Annotated in this window: 18 protein-coding genes; 1 reads left to right on the top strand and 17 read right to left on the bottom strand. The window is 66.9% G+C overall.

From position 1 onward, the window contains the following. Nucleotides 1–71 precede the first annotated feature (71 nt). The 13 genes from J2X50_RS08640 to J2X50_RS08580 form a co-directional block, all read right to left on the bottom strand. Nucleotides 72–1013 (bottom strand): ABC transporter ATP-binding protein, encoded by a 942-nt coding sequence (locus tag J2X50_RS08640; protein WP_429093958.1) that lies wholly within the window; start codon nt 1011–1013, stop codon nt 72–74. Between the two features lie 21 nt (nt 1014–1034). After that, complete coding sequence (locus J2X50_RS08635) at nt 1035–1670, bottom strand: ABC transporter permease (protein WP_429093956.1); 636 nt, start codon at nt 1668–1670, stop codon at nt 1035–1037. Continuing rightward, nucleotides 1670–2299, bottom strand: coding sequence for an ABC transporter permease (locus J2X50_RS08630; protein ID WP_429093954.1), 630 nt, complete (start codon nt 2297–2299; stop codon nt 1670–1672). Before J2X50_RS08630 ends, J2X50_RS08635 begins: the two co-directional genes overlap by 1 nt. Before the next feature lie 90 nt (nt 2300–2389). After that, nucleotides 2390–3205, bottom strand: a complete 816-nt coding sequence (locus J2X50_RS08625; RefSeq protein WP_429093952.1) for a phosphate/phosphite/phosphonate ABC transporter substrate-binding protein — start codon at nt 3203–3205, stop codon at nt 2390–2392. Between the two features lie 7 nt (nt 3206–3212). Beyond that, nucleotides 3213–4217, bottom strand: coding sequence for an ornithine cyclodeaminase family protein (locus J2X50_RS08620; protein ID WP_429093950.1), 1005 nt, complete (start codon nt 4215–4217; stop codon nt 3213–3215). Between the two features lie 214 nt (nt 4218–4431). Next, a complete protein-coding gene (locus J2X50_RS08615; protein WP_429093948.1) occupies nt 4432–5319 on the bottom strand; it encodes a glycine betaine ABC transporter substrate-binding protein in 888 nt (295 codons plus the stop codon). Between the two features lie 110 nt (nt 5320–5429). Next, nucleotides 5430–6944, bottom strand: a complete 1515-nt coding sequence (locus J2X50_RS08610) for an HAL/PAL/TAL family ammonia-lyase (protein ID WP_429094268.1) — start codon at nt 6942–6944, stop codon at nt 5430–5432. Between the two features lie 95 nt (nt 6945–7039). Beyond that, complete coding sequence (locus J2X50_RS08605; protein WP_429093947.1) at nt 7040–7891, bottom strand: MaoC/PaaZ C-terminal domain-containing protein; 852 nt, start codon at nt 7889–7891, stop codon at nt 7040–7042. Next, nucleotides 7888–8694, bottom strand: a complete 807-nt coding sequence (locus J2X50_RS08600; RefSeq protein WP_429093946.1) for an SDR family NAD(P)-dependent oxidoreductase — start codon at nt 8692–8694, stop codon at nt 7888–7890. The genes J2X50_RS08605 and J2X50_RS08600 overlap by 4 nt, the downstream gene beginning before the upstream one ends. Next, entirely contained in the window at nt 8691–10241 is a 1551-nt protein-coding gene (locus tag J2X50_RS08595) for an acyl CoA:acetate/3-ketoacid CoA transferase (protein ID WP_429093944.1), read from the bottom strand. The genes J2X50_RS08600 and J2X50_RS08595 overlap by 4 nt, the downstream gene beginning before the upstream one ends. A 389-nt stretch (nt 10242–10630) precedes the next feature. After that, nucleotides 10631–11557: a LysR substrate-binding domain-containing protein gene (locus tag J2X50_RS08590; protein WP_429093942.1), complete on the bottom strand. Its 927-nt coding sequence runs from the start codon at nt 11555–11557 to the stop codon at nt 10631–10633. Nucleotides 11558–11622: 65 nt separating this feature from the next. After that, on the bottom strand, nt 11623–12651 hold the full coding sequence (locus tag J2X50_RS08585; RefSeq protein WP_429093941.1) for a YeiH family protein: 1029 nt from the start codon (nt 12649–12651) through the stop codon (nt 11623–11625). A gap of 136 nt (nt 12652–12787) precedes the next feature. After that, entirely contained in the window at nt 12788–14278 is a 1491-nt protein-coding gene (locus J2X50_RS08580) for a LysR family transcriptional regulator (protein WP_429093939.1), read from the bottom strand. Nucleotides 14279–14354: 76 nt separating this feature from the next. Between J2X50_RS08580 and J2X50_RS08575 the strand changes: the two genes are divergently transcribed. Beyond that, nucleotides 14355–15011 (top strand): TerC family protein, encoded by a 657-nt coding sequence (locus tag J2X50_RS08575; RefSeq protein ID WP_429093937.1) that lies wholly within the window; start codon nt 14355–14357, stop codon nt 15009–15011. An 85-nt stretch (nt 15012–15096) separates the two neighbouring features. Here the strand turns inward: J2X50_RS08575 and J2X50_RS08570 are convergent, their stop codons facing one another. The 4 genes from J2X50_RS08570 to J2X50_RS08555 all read right to left on the bottom strand — a co-directional run bounded on the left by J2X50_RS08570 (nt 15097) and on the right by J2X50_RS08555 (nt 20269). After that, the gene (locus J2X50_RS08570) at nt 15097–16662 is read right to left on the bottom strand and encodes an indolepyruvate oxidoreductase subunit beta family protein (RefSeq protein WP_429093935.1); all 1566 of its coding nucleotides are present in this window, start codon (nt 16660–16662) and stop codon (nt 15097–15099) included. Further along, nucleotides 16659–18812, bottom strand: coding sequence for a thiamine pyrophosphate-dependent enzyme (locus J2X50_RS08565; protein WP_429093933.1), 2154 nt, complete (start codon nt 18810–18812; stop codon nt 16659–16661). The genes J2X50_RS08570 and J2X50_RS08565 overlap by 4 nt, the downstream gene beginning before the upstream one ends. 11 nt (nt 18813–18823) lie before the next feature. Continuing rightward, on the bottom strand, nt 18824–19309 hold the full coding sequence (locus J2X50_RS08560) for a MarR family winged helix-turn-helix transcriptional regulator (protein WP_429093931.1): 486 nt from the start codon (nt 19307–19309) through the stop codon (nt 18824–18826). A gap of 165 nt (nt 19310–19474) precedes the next feature. Further along, a complete protein-coding gene (locus J2X50_RS08555; RefSeq protein WP_429093929.1) occupies nt 19475–20269 on the bottom strand; it encodes a cyclase family protein in 795 nt (264 codons plus the stop codon). Nucleotides 20270–20350 lie beyond the last annotated feature (81 nt).

The following is a 20350-nucleotide window of genomic DNA, read 5'->3' as shown; positions in this document are numbered from 1 at the left end:
CGGCAAGCAACGAGAACGGCCGGGCAATGCCCGGCCGTTCTCGTTTATGGCGGAGCCCTCGGGGCTACCGGTCAGCGCGTGTGGCAGGCCAGGATGGCATCGCGGTCGAGATAGCCGATGACGGTGCCGTCCGGCGCCCTGACGTCCAGGCCCTGGAGGTTATTGTCCAGGATCGATGCCAGCGCGACATGCAGGTTGGCCTCCGGCGCGATCGGGGTCCCCTCGGCGTTGGCCCGTGGCGCCGTCATCACGCTGGCGACATTGATCAGGCTGAGCCGCTTGATCGTCCTGTCCGGCCCGAGGAAGTTCTTGACGAACTCGCTGGCCGGATTGGCGAGGATCGCCTCGGGGCTATCGTATTGCAGCAACTGGCCGTCGCGCATGATCGCGACCCGATCGCCCATCTTGATCGCCTCGTCGATGTCGTGCGTGACGATGACGACCGTCTTGCTGACCTTCTTCAGGATCTGCCGGAACTCGTCCTGCAGGCGGACACGGGTGATCGGGTCGATGGCGCCGAAGGGCTCGTCCATCAGCATGATCGCCGGATCGGCCGCCAGGGCCCGGGCGAAGCCGACGCGCTGCCGCTGGCCGCCCGACAGCTCGTGCGGCAGGCGGTTGCGCATCACGGCCGGATCGAGGCTGACGAGTTCGAGCAACTCGTCGATGCGGCGATCGGTCTTCGCCTTGTCCCAGCCCAGCAGGCGCGGCACCGTGGCGATGTTGCGGGCGATCGTCATATGCGGGAACAGGCCGACCTGCTGGATGACGTAGCCGATGGTCCGGCGCAGCTGCTTGGGGTCGGCATTGGCAACGTCGTTGCCGTTCACCAGAACCCGCCCGCGGGTCGGGGTTTCCAGGCAGTTGATCATCCGCATGGTGGTCGTCTTGCCGCAGCCCGACGGGCCGATCATGGCGACGGTCGTGCCCTCTTCGATGTGAAGGTCGAGATTGTCCACCGCCGGGCGATTGCTGCCGGCAAAGTTCTTGGTCACATGTTCAATTCGTATCATCTCAATATCCGTATTCCGCTGTCAGCGCCGGTAGGAAACGCTGCGTTCGAGCCAGCCGAAGGCCAGCTCCGCAAAGATCGCGAGAAACGCGATCGGAATGGCCCCCACGAGGAGACGCGGCATGTCCATGATGGCAATGCCGGCGTTGATGAAGTCGCCCAGGCCGCCTCCGCCGATGAAAGATGCAAGGGCGGCTCCGCCGATGACCTGGATGGCCGCCGTGCGGACGCCGGAGAGGATCGAGGGGACGGCAAGCGGCAACTCGATCTGCCAGAGGATTTCCGCCCGCCCCATGCCCATGCCGTTGGCGGCGTCGAGAATGGCCGGATCGACCTCGCGAATGCCGATGATGGTGTTGAGCAGCAAAGGCGGGACGGCCAGCACGACGAGCGCGATCACCGATGGCCAGAGCCCGATGCCCATGATCGGCATGGCCGCCGCCAGGATGGCGAGGCTCGGGATCGAGCGCGCGGCGCCGGCGACGTTGATCGTCACGAAGGCCGACCGGGGCGACCGCGCCACGGCAATCCCCACGGGAAGGGCGATGGCCAGCGCGATGCCAAGCGAAATCAGGCTCATCACCATGTGCCGGTTGAAGGCGCTGGTGAACGTCCCGAGATTTGCGGCGATCCACTGAAAGGCTTCGACGACGATCATCAGGCTTGCCTCCCGTTGCGGCGGCGAAGCGCCTTTTCCAGCGAAGTCAGGAGAAAATCCGCGGACAGCGCCAAGACCGAGGTCATGAGCCCGCCGGCGATGATCTTCTCGGGGAAGCGCTGGTCGATACCCTGGAAGATGATGACGCCGAGGCCGCCGGCATTGATGTAGGCGGCGACCGTCGCAATCCCGATGACCGTCACCACGGCGATACGGATTCCACCGACGATGTAGGGCATCGCAAGCGGCAACTCGACCTCCCAGATCCGGCGCGCGGTCCCGTAGCCCATGCCGTGCGCCGCCTCGAGGATTTCATGCGGGATCGACTGGAACCCCGTGCCGATATTGCGGACCAGGATCATTAGCGAATAGGCGGCGAGACCCAGGATCGCCGGTGCCGCCCCGATGCCCATCACGGGGATGAGCAGGGCGAACAGGGCGAGGCTGGGGATGGCGAAAAGGATGCTCGTCACGAGAATGATGGTGGTGAAGGTCTTCGGGCGCCTCGATGCCCAGATGCCGACGGCAAGCGAAATCACCAAAGCGATCCCCACCGAGGAGAAGACCAGATACAAATGCTCCATCAATGCTTCGAAGAGCCGGGGGATGTTCTTTGGAACCCAAGTCAAAACGTTGCTCCTACCTGTCGGGCGTCTGGGTGGACCCGCTCGCTACCTCTTCCGATTCACTAACGCGGCACTTGCCGCGAGCTCCTGGCGTCACCATGCCGCAAGCCTCCGGTCGACCGCTTCCGCCCGCTCGGCAAGGATCCCGTAGGCGGCCACGTCGGGAAGCTCGAACCGTGCCAGGCCGAGCTGGTGCAGCAATGCGCGTCCGTCCTCGCGGTCGTGGGCCCGCAGCAGCGCCTGCCGCAGGGCGGACACCATTTCGGCCGGCGCCCCGGGCGACGAGACCAGCGGCGGACAGGGCGTCGGCTCCGTCGTGGCCATGATCCGCAGTCCCGCCAAGGTATCCGGCTCGTGCATGGCCATGAGCTCGTAGGCGTAGGCGTCGATGGCGCCGACCTCGATGCGCCCGCTGCGCAGGGCCTCAACTACGCCGGTGGGGTTGAGCAGCGGTCCGACCGTGCGCCGCTCGGGCGTCTTTCCGGACAGGAGACCTGCGAGGAAGCCGCGCGGCGCGTTGTAGCCGGATTGGGAATCCCGCACCGTCCAGCCCCAGGTCGCAGCCGCCAGCCCCGAGGCCGACCTTATCGGACCGTCGGCGGCCACCACGATGTGACTGGCATAGTAGGGACGCCCGCCGGCCCAGGACGCCTGCGCCACGGGTGCTGCCAGGATGGTGGGACGCTCCGCGTCCCACCAGCGCGACAGCGGATAGCCGCACATGAACACGGCCCCCATGTCGGGCCGTTCCCAGAGTTCGGACAGCGGTGCGGGCGAGGCGTGGGCGACGATGTCGAGTGCCACCCCAGCCTGAGCGCTCAGCCATGCGAAGAGATCGTCCCAGCGGGCGCGGACGCCTGCCGAGACATTGTACATTCGCGAACAGGCGATGAGTTTGGCGTCGTTCATGATCGGGTTAGGCAAAACGGAGTTTCTGGCCGACATTCATGCGCTGCGCCTTGGCAACGATCGCAGCGCCCAGGGCCACGTCCGTGCTGCTCAACCCGCGATGCCAGAACAGGATCGTCTCGTCGTCGCTCTCGCGGCCCGGCTTGGCGCCGCAGACGATCTCGCCCATCTCGGCGTGCAGCGTCTCCAGCGTCACCTTGCCCTCGTCGACATGGCGGCGCAGCGCGCCGAAAGGGCGTCCGGGCTGGCACTGGCCCCAGTCGTCGACGACGACCTTGTCCATGATGTCGGTGAGATCGAACTCCAGCGCGCTCATCGTCCCGTAGGGAACCACGAAGGCGCCCTTCTTCACCCAGCTGGTCTTGAACAGCGGCGCGGGCTCGGGCAGGCGGCTGGCCTCGACCATGATATCGGCGCCCTTCAGGCAGTCTTCCCAGTTGTCGGTCACGATGATCTTCTTGCCGAGGTCCTTCGACAGGCGGGCGGCGAAGCTCTCGCGGCTCTCGGGGCGGCGCGAATGCACCCGGATCTCGTCGAAGTCGAACAGATGGTCGAGCAGGCGGATGTTCCAGTACGAAGTGCCCCGCGCGCCGACATGACCCAGGATCTTGCTGTCCTTGCGCGCCAGGTGCTTGGCGCCGAGGGCGGTGATCGCGCCGGTGCGCATGTCGGTGATGGCCGTGGCGTCGATGATGGCCTTGGGCATGCCGGTGCGCGGATCGAACAGGTTCAGGACCGCGAGTTCCGAGGGCAGGCCGACCTTGTAGTTGTCGACGAAATCGCCCACCACCTTCACGCCGGCGAAGTCGAGCGGCTTCACGTAGCCCCTGAGCACGTTGAAATGGCCCTTGTCGGAGCTTTCCGGAACGAGATGAACCCTAGGCTCGATCACCGTCTCGCCGCGCCCCTGGGCGGCCAGCGCTTCCGACACCGCTTCGAGGATTTCGTCGTTGGTCAGTTGCAGCGCCTTGGTGTCCAGGGCGTTGATGTAATCGATCCAGATTTCCTGCATGTCCTGTCTCTTCGTTTCGGTTCGAATGGAACTTGGGGCTCCATGCCGTCCCAGGCACGCCGGGAAGGCGGATCGGAATGGCCGGGCGCAGCCCAAGGGAGGGCCGTGGCCTGGCCGGGGACGACCCGGCCCGGATATTGCCCGGCTTTCGGTTGTCGGTGCGGCGCGCCATCTCCGGCCGGGCACGTGTCCCGGCCGGAAGAAGGGCCATGGCCTAGTCGAGCAGGCCCTTGTCCTTCAGGAAGGACACGGCGACGTCGCGAGGCTCCTCGCGGTCGTTCTCGACGCGGGCGTTGAGGGCGCGCATGGTGGCGTTGTCGAGTTTCGGGCCGATGGCTTCGAGCAGTTCTGCGATCTTCGGATTGGCGTCGAGCGTCTGCTGGCGCACGACCGGCGCGACGTAGTAGGGCGGGAAAAGCCCCTTGTCGTCTTCCAGCGCAACCAGGTTCTGCTGCTCGATCTGCCAGTCTGTCGCCGAGCCGTTCGACGCATCGATGTCCTTCTGCTGAAGCGCATCGTAGCGCAGGCCGAGCTTGGCGAACTGCTTGAATTCCTTGAATTCCGCGCCATAGACCCGCTTCAGGCCGGGCAGGCCGTCCTTGCGGTCGGGGAATTCCGGCCCGCCGCCGAAGACCATCGAGCCGGAGACCTTGGCGAGATCGGAAAGGCTCTTGAGGTTGTTCTCCTGCGCCGTTTCGCCCCGCACCACGATGACATAGCCGTTGTTGATGCCGGTGGGCTTCAGCCAGTTGAGCTTGAACTCCTTGGCATAGAAATCCTTGACCTGGTCATAGACCTTCTGCGCATCGGTCGACGCCTCGCCCTTGACCACGGCCGACAGCGCCGTGCCGGTGTATTCCGGGTAGAGGTCGATCTGGCCGGTCGTCAGCGCCTGGTGGGCGATCAGGGTTCCGCCTAGGTTGATCTTGCGCTCCACCTCGAAGCCGGCGTTCTCCAGCACGGCCGCGTACATCTCGGCCAGGATGAACTGCTCGGTGAAGTTCTTGCTGCCGACCTTGATCGGCTCCGCCGCGGCCGGCTGAAGCGTCGCGGCGGCAATGGCGATGGTTGCGGCAATGGCTTTCGTGGTCCAGTTTTTCATTATCATTTCCTCCATTGATAGTGATTGTCGGGTTGAATGGCTGTCGGATCGGTTCGGTGGCTTGGTTGGGTTCGGTCCTTCGTCGTTCGGCACGGGTTGGAAGTGCGGGATCAGCTCCTCGTCGCCGGGGCGGAATGCGCGATCGCGTCGGCAAGGCGCATGAAGTCCGGCCCTTGCGCCCGGTCCTCTCCGAGCGGCTCGACAAGGTTGCGCACGAAACGGTAGGCGGCGCCCGACCCGGACCCCAGCTGGTCCGGCAGGCCCCTGAGATCCGTCGCCTGGGCGGAGGCGACGAGTTCGATCGCCACCAGGTAGCGCAGCCGCTCGACGATCGCCGCGGTCTTGGCGAGCACCCGCGGCGCCATCGAAGCCTGGTCCTCGACCCCGTCGGCGACGGGTATGGGGGTGAGGGAGACCGGCGCGGCGAGGTGGCGGATTTCCGCCTCCAGGGCCGAAACCGTCTTCTGGACAGTGGCGAAGCCGGCGCGGTTCTGGCCCATCGTGGTGAGGAAGCGGGGGAGGTCCGACATGCCCGGCGACATGATCTTCATCGTCCGGTAGGCCGTCGCGGCGGCGCAATGCGCCAGCGCCTGCCCCAGCCGCTCCCAGGCGAGCACGAAGGCCGTCAGGTCGAAATTGGCATGCGACAGGATGAGCCCCTCCGAGGCCAGCACCACGGGATTGTCGCCCGAGCTGGACAGCTCGATCAGCGTTGCTTCCCTAGCCTCGGCGATGGCATGCGACAACGCTCCCCACACCTGCGGCGCGCAGCGATAGCTCAGCGGATCCTGCAGGCGCCGCGCGGCGCCCTCCTCGAGCAGCGAACTTCCCGCAAGGATCTCGCGCAGCCGTGCCGCCACGGCGCGCTGGCCGAAGGCGGGACGTGCCGCGAGCGCGCGGTCGTCGAACGCGGTCGTGTTGGCACGGAAGGCTTCGAAATTCAGCGCGACGGAAAGCAGCGACCAGTCGAACAGGCGGTCGACGTCGTGGACGAGCAGGCAGGCCTGGGACACCGAAAGGCTGTTGGCGACGACGAGCGCATGGCCGTCCTTGGGCCCGAGATCGAGCGGCTCCAGCCCGGCCCTCTTCAGCGCTTCCAGCGCCGGCATCACCTCGCCGCCGAACTCGGCCTCGCCGTAGCCGAGAAGCGCGCGCCCCATATGCGCGAGCGGCGCGAGGTCGGCGGCGCCGATCGAGCCGAGCGACGGCACCACCGGATGGAACCCTGCGTTCAGCGCGGCGACCATCGACTTGACGATGCGCGGCGAGACGCCCGAGCCACCCGCAGCCATGCCGGCGACCCGGACTGCCATCATCGCCCTGACCGCTTCGCGCGGCAGCGCTTCTCCGACGCCGACGGCGCGTGCCTGCGGCACCCTGATCTGGAAGGTGACGAGGTCGTCGGCGGCGAGCCGCGTGTCGACGCCGGCGCCGAGACCGGTCGTCAGGCCATAGGCAGGCAGGTTGAGCTCCGCATAGCGGTCGACCACGGCGCGGGCCGCGACGATGCGCTGCTCGACCTCGGGCGAGATTTCGATGCGTGCATCAGTGCGCGCTATGGCGACGATGTCCTCGATCGTCGCGGGAGGGGTCTTCAACACCACGGTTGCGGGCGCGTTGGTCATGCTGTCGTTGCTTTCCGCCGGACGCCGGTGCCGTCCGTCTTCGTTGAACTGGGCTTCGAGGCATTGCTTCTCGGCCGGATAGGGAAATTGCCTGGTCATGCGAGCCTCGCCACGCCGTTGTCGAGAACCGTGACGCCCCGCGCCGGGGCGATGCACCGGAAGCGGATGTCCTGGCCAGTGCGCCACATCTGGAATTCCAAAGTGTCCCCTGGAAACGCCGCTGCGCTGAAGCGGGCGGCAAGCGCGCCGAGCCCGGCAAAGCCGGACGCTGCCGCCATCCGCGAGATCGCGTAGCCGGCATGTCCGAAGGTGCACAGCCCGTGCAGGATAGGTCGGCGGAAACCGCCCCTCTCGGCCGCCGCCGGATCGACATGCAGGGGGTTGAGATCCCCGTTCAGCCGGTAGAGCAGTGCCGCGTCCTCGGCGATGACCAATTGCAGCGAAGCATCGGGCTGCCCGTTGGGGACCGGCGGAAGCGGCTCGGGCGGCCTGCCCGCGGAGCCGCAGCCGCCATCGCCCCGGCAGGCGTTGGTCTGCACGATCGATGCCACCGGCTCGCCGGTCGCCTCGACGGACACGACGCGCTCGAACGCGGCGAACATGCCCTTGCCGGCACCGCGATCGACGATCGACAGGCTGCGCGAACGCGACACCAGCGGCAAATCGAGCGGCATCGGGCGATGCACAGTCAGGCGATGCTCCGCATGCACCACCTGGCTCCAGTCGACTCCCACCTGCTTCATCCACGGGCCCGAATGCGCCACGACATTGGCGAGCGTCGGCGCCGGCGCCAGGTCCGCCTCGTAGAGATACCTCAGGTGCGACGGATCCAGCGGCTCCGCGCCGTATCCCACCGACAGGGCATAGAGGATCGCATCCCTGGCCGTCACCGTCTGGCGGGTTTCGGGGATGGCGAAATCCAGGATCGAGGCGGCGGGAAGGCTCACGAACCGCCTCCCGAGCCCGCCGCCTTCTTGCGCACGCCGCCTGCCAGCCGCACCCCGCCATCGACCGAAAGCAATTCGCCGGTGACGAAGTCGGCGCCCTCGACCAGCCAGACCACGGCGCCGGCGACATCTTCCGGAGTGGCGACGCGGCCCAGCGGCGCCTGGTCGGAAAACCGCTGCGCGAGCGCCGCATAGGCATCCGTACCGAGCGTCTGGCGCATCCAGCGCGTGTCGATCACGCCGGGGCAGACCGCGTTGACCCGGATGTCCGGCCCGCAGGTGCGCGCCAGCGCCATGGTCAGCGCATTGAGCGCTCCCTTCGACGCGGTATAGGCGAGAGAGCTGCCGCCGCCGGTGAAGGCGACGTTGGAGGAGACGTTGACGATGGCGCCGCCGCCGTTGGCGCGCATCGCCGGGATCGCCGCCCTGCACATCTGGTAGGCGCCGATGACGTTGACCGAGAACACATCCTGGAAATCGCGCGCCGACAGGGTCTCCAGATCGAAGGGATCCGACTTCACCGTCATGGCGGCGTTGTTGACCAGCGCGTCGAGGCGGCCCCAGCGGTCGACGACCGCGCCGACCATTGCCCGGCAGGCGCCGTCGTCGGCGACGTCGCCCTGGACCACGATGACCTCGGCGCCGAGCGCCCGGCAGGCATCGGCGGTCTCGTCGGCTTCCGCCCTGCTGCGATTGTAGTTGACCGCGACGCGCGCGCCCCGTTCGGCGAATTGCCGGACGCAGGCCGCGCCGACGCCGGTGGCCGAACCCGTGACGATGACCGCGGCCTCGCGAATGTTCATGCGGCGAAATCCTTCATTGCACCCGGCGCATAGAGGCGGGCATCCATGGTGACGAGGTGGTCGGCGATCGCGACGCCTTCCGGCAGCCGTTCGATGACGTGCTTGCGGACGTCGATGCCGGGAGCGACTTCGGTGAGGGTGAGCCGGCCGTCCAGCACCCTGAACACCGCCCGTTCCGTCACCACGATCTGCTCCTGGCCGGCGGGCGCGAAGGCCGGATCGGAACTGACCTGCGCCACCCGGCCGACGATCTTGCACAGCCGCCCGTCGCTGGCGATGTCGAGCCTGCCGTCGCGTATGTCGATCTCCGCGCCGCCGGTCGAGAAGGCCCCGACATAGACGATCCGGCGCGCGGTCTGGGAGATGTTGGTGAAGCCGCCGACGCCGACGATCGACTTGCCGAAGCGGCTGACATTGACCGCGCCTCGCACGTCCACCTCGGCCATGCCGAGAAAGGCGATGTCGAGGCCACCGCCGTCGTAGAAATCGAACTGGGAAGCCTGCGGGATGATCGACGAAGGGTTGATCGCCGCACCGAAGGACAGTTCCTCGGCGGGAACGCCGCCGATGACGCCGGATTCGATCGTCACCGTATAGCCGTCGAGGCCCTCTTCGCTGGCGATGCGGCCGATGCCGGCCGGGATGCCGATGCCGAGGTTGATGACCGGGCGGTCGAGCCTGAGGAGTTCCTGGAAGGCGCGGCGCTGGATGACCTTGTCGACCGCCAGCGGCAGCGGTTCGAGGCTGCCGGCTGCCGCTTGCAGCCGGCCGGTATAGGACGCATTGTCGGTCTCGCCGAAGCTGATCCCGTGCTGGGCGGGGTCCTGGCAGACGACGACGTAGTCGACCAGGGCGCCGGGAATGCGCACGTCGCCGGGCGCCAGCGACCCGCGCCGGGCGACGTGCTTGACCTGCACCATGACGATGCCGCCGGAGTTGCGTCCCGCCTGCGCCATTGCCAGCACGTCGAGCGGGAAGGCTTCGTCCTCGAGCGTTATGTTGCCGTCCTCGTCGGCGGTCGTGCCGCGCAGCAGCACGCAGTCGAGCGGCATGGACGGATAGAGCAGCCAGTCGCGGCCGCGCAGCGAGACCCGCTCGACCATCGCCTCGCGCGTCGAGGCGTTCATCCGCCCGCCGCCGTTGACCGGGTCCATAAACGAGCCGAGGCCGATATGGGTGACGACGCCGGGCTGCCCGGCGGCAATCGCCCTATACAGCTGGGCGATGACCCCCTGGGGCCAGCAATAGGCTTCGATCTTCTCTTCGAGAGCGAGGTTGCCGAGGCGCGGGGTGCCGCGCCAGCCGCCGGCAATGACGCGCTTCACCAGCCCGTCATAGCCGAAATGGCCCATGCCGCGGGTCTTGCGGTCGCCGGTGCTGGCGGCAAAGAGCAGGGTCAGGTCGCGAGGTCCGGCTTCGGCGAGGAACCTGTCCTCGACCGCGGCGGTTATCGCTTCGGGATGGCAGCATCCTCCGAAACCGGAGACAGCAACGGTCATCCCGTCGCGCAGCCGATCGGCTGCCTCACGGGCAGTAATGATACGCATCTGTTCCCCTGGAATTCTTCTAATATGTATAGACAAGCACAGGTTCCGGCCCTTGAGAAGGCCCTATGACCTAAGGTCAAGGTGTATATGTTTTGGGATATCCCAAAATCCGATATTCGGCGTAGAATACCTATTCTCCCGATCTGCGTCCTGAATGATAGAGCTGCAAAATCAGCTACTTATGACGCTTGCGAGGCAACGCACCTCGGCCGGCGTCGCTATCCATATGTCCCGTTTCGAACGCCTTGCAAGGCTCGCGCCACCGCTTTTCAGTACGGCCGGGAAGCCACCGACGGTCGCCATGAGACCTGGATGTATCCGAGGTCACGGACGCCTTCGTCTTCCGACATCGGCAGGCCTCTCGCGCCCCACGGCGCAATGCAAGTCTGTCAGCGCCAGGGCGTCGCTTCGGCGCCGGCGGCAGGCTTCGTCGCCCTGTCGGCGACAATCAATTCGCGGAATGCCTCGCTCGCCCGGGTGCGGTGTCTTTCGCGGTGGCGGATGAGGCTGAAGGCGCGCGACGGCAGCTCGAGCGGCATGATGACCAGCCGCCCGGCGCTCACGCCCGCCTGCGCCACGGTCTCGGACACCGCCGTGGCGAACTGGCCGGCCTCGACCGCCGCGCAGATCGCTTCGTTGGACGGCAGCTCGATGGCGATGCGCAGGTCGTCGGGTCTAAGCCCGCAGCCGCGCAATGCCCCCTCGAAGCTGGACCGCGTGCCGGACCCAGGTTCGCGCAGGACCCATTCGGTCTGGCTCAGATCCTGGGGCAGGACCGGCGGTCGCTTCGTCCAGGGATGTTCGCGGCCGACGACGATGACGAGGCGGTCGGTCGCGATCAGTTCGACCGACACCGAAGGCTCGTCGATGGTGCCTTCGATGAAGCCGAGATCGGCCGCGCCCGCCATCACCGCCCTGGTGCATTGCGCCGTGTTGCCGACCTCCAGCCTCAGGTCGATCTGCGGGTAGCGGTCGTAGAAGCGGACGAGCAGGCGGGGCAGCCAGTAGCTGGCGATCGTCTGGCTCGCAAAGACGGTGAGCGTGCCGCGCCTGATGCCGCTGAGGTCCGCCATCGCCGTCTCGGCGGCCCGCACCCGGGCGAGAATGGCCTTGGCTTCCTCGGCAAGCGCCTTGCCCGCCTCGGTCAGTTCGATCCGGCGGCCGACCCGATGGAAGAGCTTGACGTCATGCCGGGTCTCCAGCGCGTTGATCGCCCCGCTCACCGTCGACTGCGTCAGGTTCAGCGCTTCCGCCGCGCGCGTCACATGTTCCCGTTCCGCCACCGCGAGGAATATCCGAAGCTGGTCAAGCGTCACGTCGCGCCTCTTTGCCTATCCATTCGCCTGCCGCCTCACCGCCCGGCTTCGGCGAGCCGCCTCGATCAAGGCGCCATGTTGACGAGCAGCAGGCCTACGACGGCAATGAACAAAGAGGCAATGGCCGAGAGAAGCAAGGGCCGGAAACCGCGTTGTCTCAGCTTGGTGAAATTCGTGCCCAGCCCGAGCGCCCCCATGGCGGCCGTCAGCAGCACGGGCGTTGCCGACACGATCGGCGCACGGACCTGGTCGGGCACGAGGCCGGAGCTGTTGAGCATCGCAAGCAGCAGGAAGCCGACGATGAAGAACGGCACCATCTGCACTCCGGCCTGGCGGCTCGAGCGTTCGCTTGCGGGCCGCGCCACGAAGACGGCGAGGCAGATGACCAGCGGCGCCAGCATCATCACCCGTGCGAGCTTTGCCACGACGGCAGTCTGGCCGGCCACCTCGCCGCCCTGGAACCCGGCCCCCACCACCTGCGCGACCTCGTGGACCGAAAGGCCGATCCATAGGCCGTAGGATTGCGGGCCGAGGTCGAGTATGGCCTGCATGAAGGGATAGAGGAACATCGCCATGGTGCCGAACAGCGTGATGCAGGCGACCGCATAGGACACGTCCGCGTCGTCGGCCCGGGTGACCGCGTTGGCGCCTGCGATGGCGGAGGCGCCGCATACGGACGTGCCGGCCGCGAGCAGCAGGCTGAGCCTGCGGTCGACGCCCAGCATCCGGCCTGCCCAGATGGTGAAGAAGAAGGTCAGGAGCAGGGCCGTAGCAGCATAGGCCAGCCCCCGGATCCCGATCCCGGCCAGTTGCCCGAATGTCAGTTGCAGGCCGAGCAGGGCGACCGCCAGGCGCAGCAGGCGCTTGCCCGCAATCGCAATTCCGGCATTTGCGGCGCTCGAAAAACCCACCGTGTTGGCAAACAGCATGCCCACGAAGATGGCCGAGATCATCGGGCTCAGCGCCGAGAAGAACGGCAGTTGCCGGAGCCCATATGCGGAGGCCGTGATGACCGCGACAAGCACGAGACCCGGAGCGTGGCTCGCGATCGCGCTCGCCTTGGGCGGGGCAATGACGACGGAGGAATGGCTCATTTTCGCTGCATCCGGATGTGATTTCATTTCGACGCAGCATTAGGAAAAATATTCGCAAACTTCCAATTGGATTGGAAGATCGTTCTAATCGTCATTTCCGAATGGTCCAGCCGACGGAACCGTTGCGGCAAGGGAGCTACTGGCCAGGGCCGACCGGCCGGTGCTGTTTCGCCTCTTCGCCGTAGCCCAGCCCCACGAGCACCTTCAGAACCGCCCGGGCGGTCTGGCGGCTGCTTTCGCTCTTGCCGCAGACCAGCCAGTACGGCAGGGCAAGCTCGGACGGCAGCGGGATCTGGCGCAGGTCGCCGCGGATCCTGTCGACCGATTCCGACGGCAGCACCGAAACGGCCCCGTGGCGGAGGACGAGATTGAGGATGACGGGCATCGAATCGACCTCGATCACCCTCAACCGGTCCAGCTCGGCCTCGGTGAGGATTTCGGCCAGCAGGCGATTGATGATCTGGCGCAGCCCGCTCCTCGGGCTGGGAACGGCGATGGGCGAGCCCAGGACGATCCCGGCCAGGTCGTCCCTGCCCTCGGCCGCTCCGATGACATTCGATTGACCGACGAGCGACAGCGGCGACCTGGCGATCAGGTAGCCGTCGAAGTCCGTGGGCACGGTGACGCTGTTCAGGAACACCGCATCGTAGGTGCCGCTCTTCAGCCCGGCAATGAGCCCTTCGGTCGTCGTGCTGGCGACCAGAAGGGGCTGACGGGGCTTGTCGTTCATCCATGCGGAGACCAGAGAGGCAAGCAGAGTGGCGACAAAGCTGTCATGGCCCATCGGAATGATCGAGCCGAGCCTGATGGTCGCGGCACTGCGGCGCGAGCGTCCGGCCGCGGCATGCGCGAGTTCGTTCCATACCGCTTCGATGGCGCGGGCCGACCTGGCCAGCCGCTTTCCCGCCTCCGTCATCGTCGAGCCGCCGACGTGGCGATTGAGCAGGCGGCAGCCGAGCGTGGACTCCACATGCGCGATCTGGCGGGCGAGCTGAGGCTGCCCCAGTCCAAGCGACTTGGCCGCCCGGCGAATGCTGCCGGTCTCCGCCACATGGGCGAAGCGGGCCAGCGCGGCGAGGCTCAGCGACACGTCGGGCCGGCTGCGGCTGCCGATGGCCATGATCTCCTCGACGTGGTCGGCGAGCAGCTTGATTGAAGGCGACAGCCTTTCCGCCTCGAGGGTGAGCACGACGCTCGTGCCCGCTTTTTGCACCAGCGGCACGGAGATCTGGTTTTCCAGTCGGTCGATCGCCGCTGCAATGCTCGAAACCGGCTTGCCCATGACCCGGGCGGTGCCGCGAATGCTGCGTTCGCTCATCACCTTGTGGGCAATCAGCAGCGTTGCCGTATCCATGACCTGATCTACCGCTTTCCGTAATTGCGAGCGTGCCTGTAGGCGCAGCCGGCCGAGTGCCGCTTTGGACTCTTGCAATAGCGAATGCCGGAAATCCAGCTTCGATCGGCAACCTGACCTTGGATGGATCGCAATTTCGGCTTGAGTTTCTCGTGTACGTCCACTAGGTAGCAGCCACCAGGCCGGGCCCCTCTGGCAGTCGATCACGGCTGCGATGTCGGACTGGAATTGCAATCCGGTGGCCTGGCTTTGACGTCTCTCGATCTTCAGCACCCTGGCATGCGCGCTTTCCGGCGCGCTTGAACAGGTCTGCGAGCCACGCCGCCCCAGCTGACGCAAAGGGTGCCGTATGACAGAATTCTTCACTCCTGAAGCTCTAACCGCTCTCTTCCAGGTCATCATGATCGACCTGGTGCTGGCGGGCGACAATGCCATCGTTATCGGTCTCGCCGCCGCGGGGCTTCCCAAGGATCAACGCGCAAAGGCGATCCTCATCGGGATCATCGCCGCCACCGTGCTGCGCATCGGCTTCGCCGCCGCGACCACCCAGCTCCTCCAGATCGTCGGACTGCTGCTTGCCGGCGGCGTGCTGCTGCTCTGGGTATGCTGGAAGATGTGGCGCGAACTCCAGCACAATCACGCCGCGGAGACCCAGGCGGTCGAGGCGCTCAATGAAGAGGACCTCGATCGTGACGGCAAGGTCGCGGGCACTGCCCCGCGCAAGACCTTTGCCCAGGCGGCCTGGCAGATCGTCATCGCCGACGTCTCCATGTCGCTCGACAATGTGCTTGCGGTTGCCGGTGCCGCGCGCGATCACCCCAACGTGCTGGTCTTCGGCCTGGTGCTCTCGATCGCGCTGATGGGCATCGCCGCGAGCTTCATTGCCAATCTTCTGCAGAAGTACCGCTGGATCGCCTATGTCGGCCTTCTGATCATCCTCTACGTGGCCGGCGAGATGATCTATCGCGGCACACTCGAGATCATGCCCTACATGACTGGCGCCTGACAAAAGCCAAGCGGGCCGGATTTTTCCGGCCCGCTTTTCATTCCGAAGCTTCTCCCTGGCGTCGGGAGAAGCCATCGAATCTCGGTCAGGCGGCCTTGCCGTCCGGCGTCTCGGCGAAGGAGCGCACCGTCATGATCGCGCCGTCGAGCGCGACACCCTCGGCGTCCTTCAGCGCCGCCTCGCGCAGCCTCGCGATCCACGCCGCGGCATCGTCGCGCCCGCGCAGCATCCGGAGGCAGCCCAGCACCCGGTCGAACCTCGATTGCCCGCGGACATGGGTGTCCGAATAGCCCTTGATCAGGCGCCGGCATTTCAGCACCTCGACGCCGAGTTCGTAGTCGGCCTTGGCCTCGCTCATCGCCAGGGCCAGCCACGCCTCCAGATGCGCCGTCTCCACCCGGTGGCGCAGCAGGCCGCGCCGCCAGCGCCGCATTCCCCCGACCAGCCACAGCATGCCGAAGCCGAGCATGCCGTCGGTCCTGATCCTGCGGCCGCGGTCGACGAAGCGGTTGAGCCCCCTCATGAGACCGGGGCGGGCCTCGATCGCCGCGCCGAGCCTTGCCGGCAAAGTACCGCAGATCTCCTCCATGCGCGGATGGAAATATTCGGTCGTCGTCAGCGTCTGGTCCTCGCCGAGATGCACCTCGCGGCGCACCCGTTCGGCCCGCGACGATCGCGTCTTCAGATCGGCGACGCGGATGATGTCGTCATAGACCATGGCATTGGCGACATGTTTGGCCGCCTCGCGCGTCAAGACGTAGCCAGACGCGGCGGCATCGGCAGCCGTCACCGCGTCGAGCCTGTCGAGATATTCGGCGCCGTAGGCCGGATCGAGGAAGTCGACGACCTTGCGCAGGCCGTGCCCCGCCATCTCTCGAACAGGCTCGGGCAGCCTCTCCAGGCGGCGCTCGAGCGCCGACCACTTGTCGCGCAGCCCGGCGGGCCCCGCAACCGCCGGCGCGGCCTGCGGTGCCTGCTCGGCCTGCGGCGGGGGACCGGCCAGGGTCCGCTCATAGGCGATGGCGAAGGCCGCGAGGCTCGCCTTGGCGCCGCGTCCGCCGCTGCCGATCGTCGCCTCGAACTCCTCGCGCGGAAACGGCAGCTCGCCCGAGCCGGCCAGCGCGCCGAACAGGCTTGCCGAGATCACGCTGCCGGCCTGCCGCGCCATACTCTCCATGTCGAAATGGATGAAGCGGCGGGCCGCTTCTTCCGCCCGTTTCAGCACGGTTTCGCTGTCGGCGCGGCCGTCGCCGGGGACGATCTTCTCAGAGACCGCGAGCATGCGGTGGCTGGAGGCGATGAGCGTGGTCCTGTCCTGCGTGACGAAGCCGCGCAGCACCGCCCGCCCCGCTTCGGCCAGTTCCGCGGAAATGAGGATGTCGACGTCGCCCGGCGCCGGGCTCAGCGCCAGCACCGGCCTGGTGTCGGGCCGGGCCGGATCCTTCCGCATCATCTCGACATAATAGATCGTGGCGCCGGTGCGTTGCGCCACACCGGCGACCGAGGTGGATTGGACATGCCAGCCGCAGCGCTGGGCAAGATCCGTGATCCAGTTGGTCAGCACGCCGCCGCCCTGACCGCCGACGGCGAGGACCGCGAGCTTGATGATGGCACGCGTCGTGTCCGCGCCCTCCGGGAGCCCGAGCCTCATGCGGATACTCCTTCGAAGACCAGCCGGCCGCGCTCGCGCCATGCCTGCAGCGCCCCGATGACGCGCTGGCGCAGGCCGAACGCGAACCGGTCCCAGGCCGTGGGATTGGAGACGACGTCGGCCTGATAGAAGGATGGGCACAGCACGGCGGCGTCCGCCACCTCGCCGCAATTGCCGCAGCCGACGCAGTTTTCGTCGATCGCCGCCACCGGGTCGTCGCGCAGCGGATCGTCGAGCTGCTTGACCGAAAGCGACGGACAGCCAGAAAGGCGCATGCAGGCGTGGTCGCCGGTACAGACGTCCTCGTCCACGCCGAACTTGGTCTTGGTCACGCGCTTGCCGTCGGCGATCGCCTGCTTGCGCAGGGGGCCTTCGCGCCGCTGCCGGTTCAGCATGCATTCCGACGAGGCGACGATCACCTTGGGCCCGCTCTCCTCGGTGGTCAGCGCCTCCTTCAGGGTGCTGCGCATCAGGCCGACATCGTAGGTGCGCTCGACATGGCGGATCCACTTGACCCCCATGCCCTTGAGCGCGTCGGTGATCGGGTGTTTCGTCGATTTGGTCCTGTTGCTCGCCCGCGACGACAGGATGTCCTGCCCGCCGGTGGCGGCCGAATAGTAGTTGTCGACCACGACGATGACGCCGTCGTTCTTGTTGAACACGGCGTTGCCGACCGACGAGGTCAGGCCGTTGTGCCAGAAGCCGCCGTCGCCCACGAACGAGATCGAGCGGCGCTTGGCGTCGGGCGCGTTGAAGGCCGAGGCCGAGGCCGGTCCCAGCCCGTAGCCCATGGTCGTGGCGCCGAGTTCGAACGGCGGCATGATCGAGAACAGGTGGCAGCCGATGTCGGAGGCGATGTGATGCTTGCCGAGTTCCTGCTCGGCGAGCTTGGTCGCCGCGAAGATGGGCCGTTCGGGGCAGCCGACGCAGAAGCCCGGCGGGCGCGTCGGCACGGTCTTCGCGAGATCCTCGAACATGGGCGGAGCCGGCATGTTGGGCGCCCTGACCTCGGGCGCAAGCATGTCGGCGGCGTGCTTGCGCAGGAACGAGCCGATGCCCGCGAGCATCACGTCGCCCGCATATTCGCCGGCCATGGGCAGGATGCCCTTGCCCTCGAGCCTGACGGTCGCGCCGGCCTTGTAGAGCATGGCGCCCAGCGCCTGCTCGATGTAGTCCGGCTGGCCTTCCTCGATGACGAGCACGGCCTCCTTGTCGGCGCAGAACGCCACGAGATCGTCGGCGACCAGCGGGTAGGTGACGTTCAGCACGTGCAGCGGCACGTCCGTCTCGCCATAGGCGTCGGCGAGCCCCAGCCGCTGCAGCGCCCGGATGACGCCGTTATACATGCCGCCCTGCATGATCAGGCCGACCTTGCCGTTGTCGCCGAAGGTCTCGTTCAGCCCGTGGCGCCTGATGTAGTCGATCGCCGCGGGCAGGCGCTTGGTGATCTTCTCCTTCTCGTGCAGGAAGGATGCCGGCGGCAGCACGATGCGCTGGGTGTCGCGGCGCGGGTTCTCCAACGCCTCGGCGACGGTCATCGCCGGACGCACGTTGTCCTTGGTCACGAACGAGCCGCTGACATGGCAGCAGCGGATGCGCACCTGCAGCATCACCGGCGTGTTGGAGGCCTCGGACAGCTCGAAGCCGTGCTCGACCGCCGCGACGATCGACGGCAGGTTCGGCCGCGGATCGAGCAGCCAGACCTGGCTCTTCATGGCGAAGGCATGGCTGCGTTCCTGCATGATGGATGAGCCTTCGCCATAGTCCTCGCCGACGATGATCAGCGCGCCGCCGGTCACCCCGCCGGAGGCGAGGTTGGCCAGCGCATCGGACGCGACATTGGTGCCCACCGTCGACTTGAATGTCGCGGCACCGCGGATCGGATAGTGGACGGATGCCGCCAGCATCGCCGTGGCCGTCGCCTCGGATGCGCTCGCCTCGAAATGCACGCCGAGTTCGCCGAGGATTTCCTGCGCGTCGGCCAGCACGTCCATGAGATGGCTGATCGGCGCGCCCTGGTAGCCGCCGACATAGCCCACGCCGCATTGCAGCAGCGCCTTGGTGATGGCGAGGATGCCCTCGCCGGTGAACACTTCGCCATCGCCCAGCTTGAGCTTCTCGACCTCCTTCGCAAACGATCGTTCAGCCATGGGGCAGCTCCTCAGAAATCATGCTTTTTTATGTTGTTGAGTATCTTCTGCAGGGTCGAGACGAAAGCAGCGTGCTCGGCCGCGTCGATGCCGGCGAACATCCGGTTGTAGCTCTGGCGCATGGTCGGCCACAGGCTCTCGAAGGCGGCGCGCCCGGCCTCGGTGATCGAGACGCGGATGGCGCGGCTGTCCTCCTGGTCGGGGGTGCGCCGCACCATGCCGTCGGCCTCGAGCGCGTCGAGCGCGCGGCTGAGCGTCGACTGCTCGACCACCGCATAGACCGCGAGCCGGCCGACGAGCAGCCCGTCGACGACCGACAGCACGGCCAGCGTGCGCATCTTCGGCGTCGTCAGCCCGAGCTTTGCCAGGTCCTCACGCAGCGAGGCGTTGTAGCGCCCCATGATGCGGTTCATCAGATAGGGCGCAAACTGCTGGAGGCCGATCTCGCCAAGGCGGGGGCCTTCGTCGTTTTCGCTCGAAATGATGTGCTCGTTCATTGGGTCTTCCTTCGCAGCCAATCCGCCCGCGGCGAGTCTTCGCCGCGGATCTGCGATACAGAGCACGACCGTCGGCCAGCGCCAACGGTCGGCCTGATCAATCCAAGCGGCCCTGCAACTTTCGGCCCGAGACGGGCGGAGCCCGCCGCCTCGAGCCAGCCTCGCCTAGCCCCTGGGCACCAGCGCCAGCGCGCGCACCGGGCTGCCCGTGCCGCGCACGATCTTCAGCGGCGCAGCGACGAGGATCGCTCCCTTCGGCGGCAGCTTGTCGAGGTTGCACAGGCTCGCCAGCCCATAGCGATTGGCCTTGTGCATGAGGTTGTGCGCCGGAAACGGCGGCTGCATCCCGCCGGCCGCACCCGCATCGGTGCCGATGCACTGGGTTCCCCAGCCGATGGCGCCGCGCTCGATAATGTATTCGATGCAGTCGACGGTCGGGCCGGGCGAATGCGGTCCCTTCTCGTCGACGTTGAGGAAGGCCGCCTCCGAATCTTTGCGCCTGTCCCAGTCGGTGCGCATCAGCACCCACTCGCCCTTGCCGATCGCGCCGTGCTCGGCCTCCCAGGCGCGAACGCCGTCGGCGCTGAGCAGGAAGTCGTTGTCGGCCGCCGACTGCGCCGAGCAGTCGATGACGTTGACCGGGGCAACATAGCTACGCACCGGGATCGTGTCGGTGTAGCCGTCGGAATAGTCCTTGCCGGTGATCCAGTGATGCGGCGCATCGAAATGCGTGCCCGAATGCTCGCCGATCTTCAGCCAGTTCCAGGCCCAGAACGGCCCCTTGTCGTCATATTCGGAGATCGTGTGCACTTCGATCCTGGGCGTATCCACCGCAAGCTCGGGCGGCAGCTTGATCAGGGGCGTGTCCGGCCCGAGCGGCGCCGTCAGATCGACGACCTCGACCCGTCCGCTCAGAAGCAATTCCCCGAGATTGTCGAGAGTGGCTGCCGCTGCAGTCATTTCCAGTCCTCCGTTTGATGGCGCCTGGCCTTGGCACGGATCCATCGTCCGCACCGGCCGCGCCCGCTCTTCCCGAACAAG

The sequence above is a fragment of the Aminobacter sp. BE322 genome, from assembly GCF_050433525.1.
Taxonomy (GTDB): Bacteria; Pseudomonadota; Alphaproteobacteria; order Rhizobiales; family Rhizobiaceae; genus Aminobacter.
Note: the sequence above shows the minus strand (reverse complement) of the source record. Positions and strands in the feature narration are given on the sequence as shown.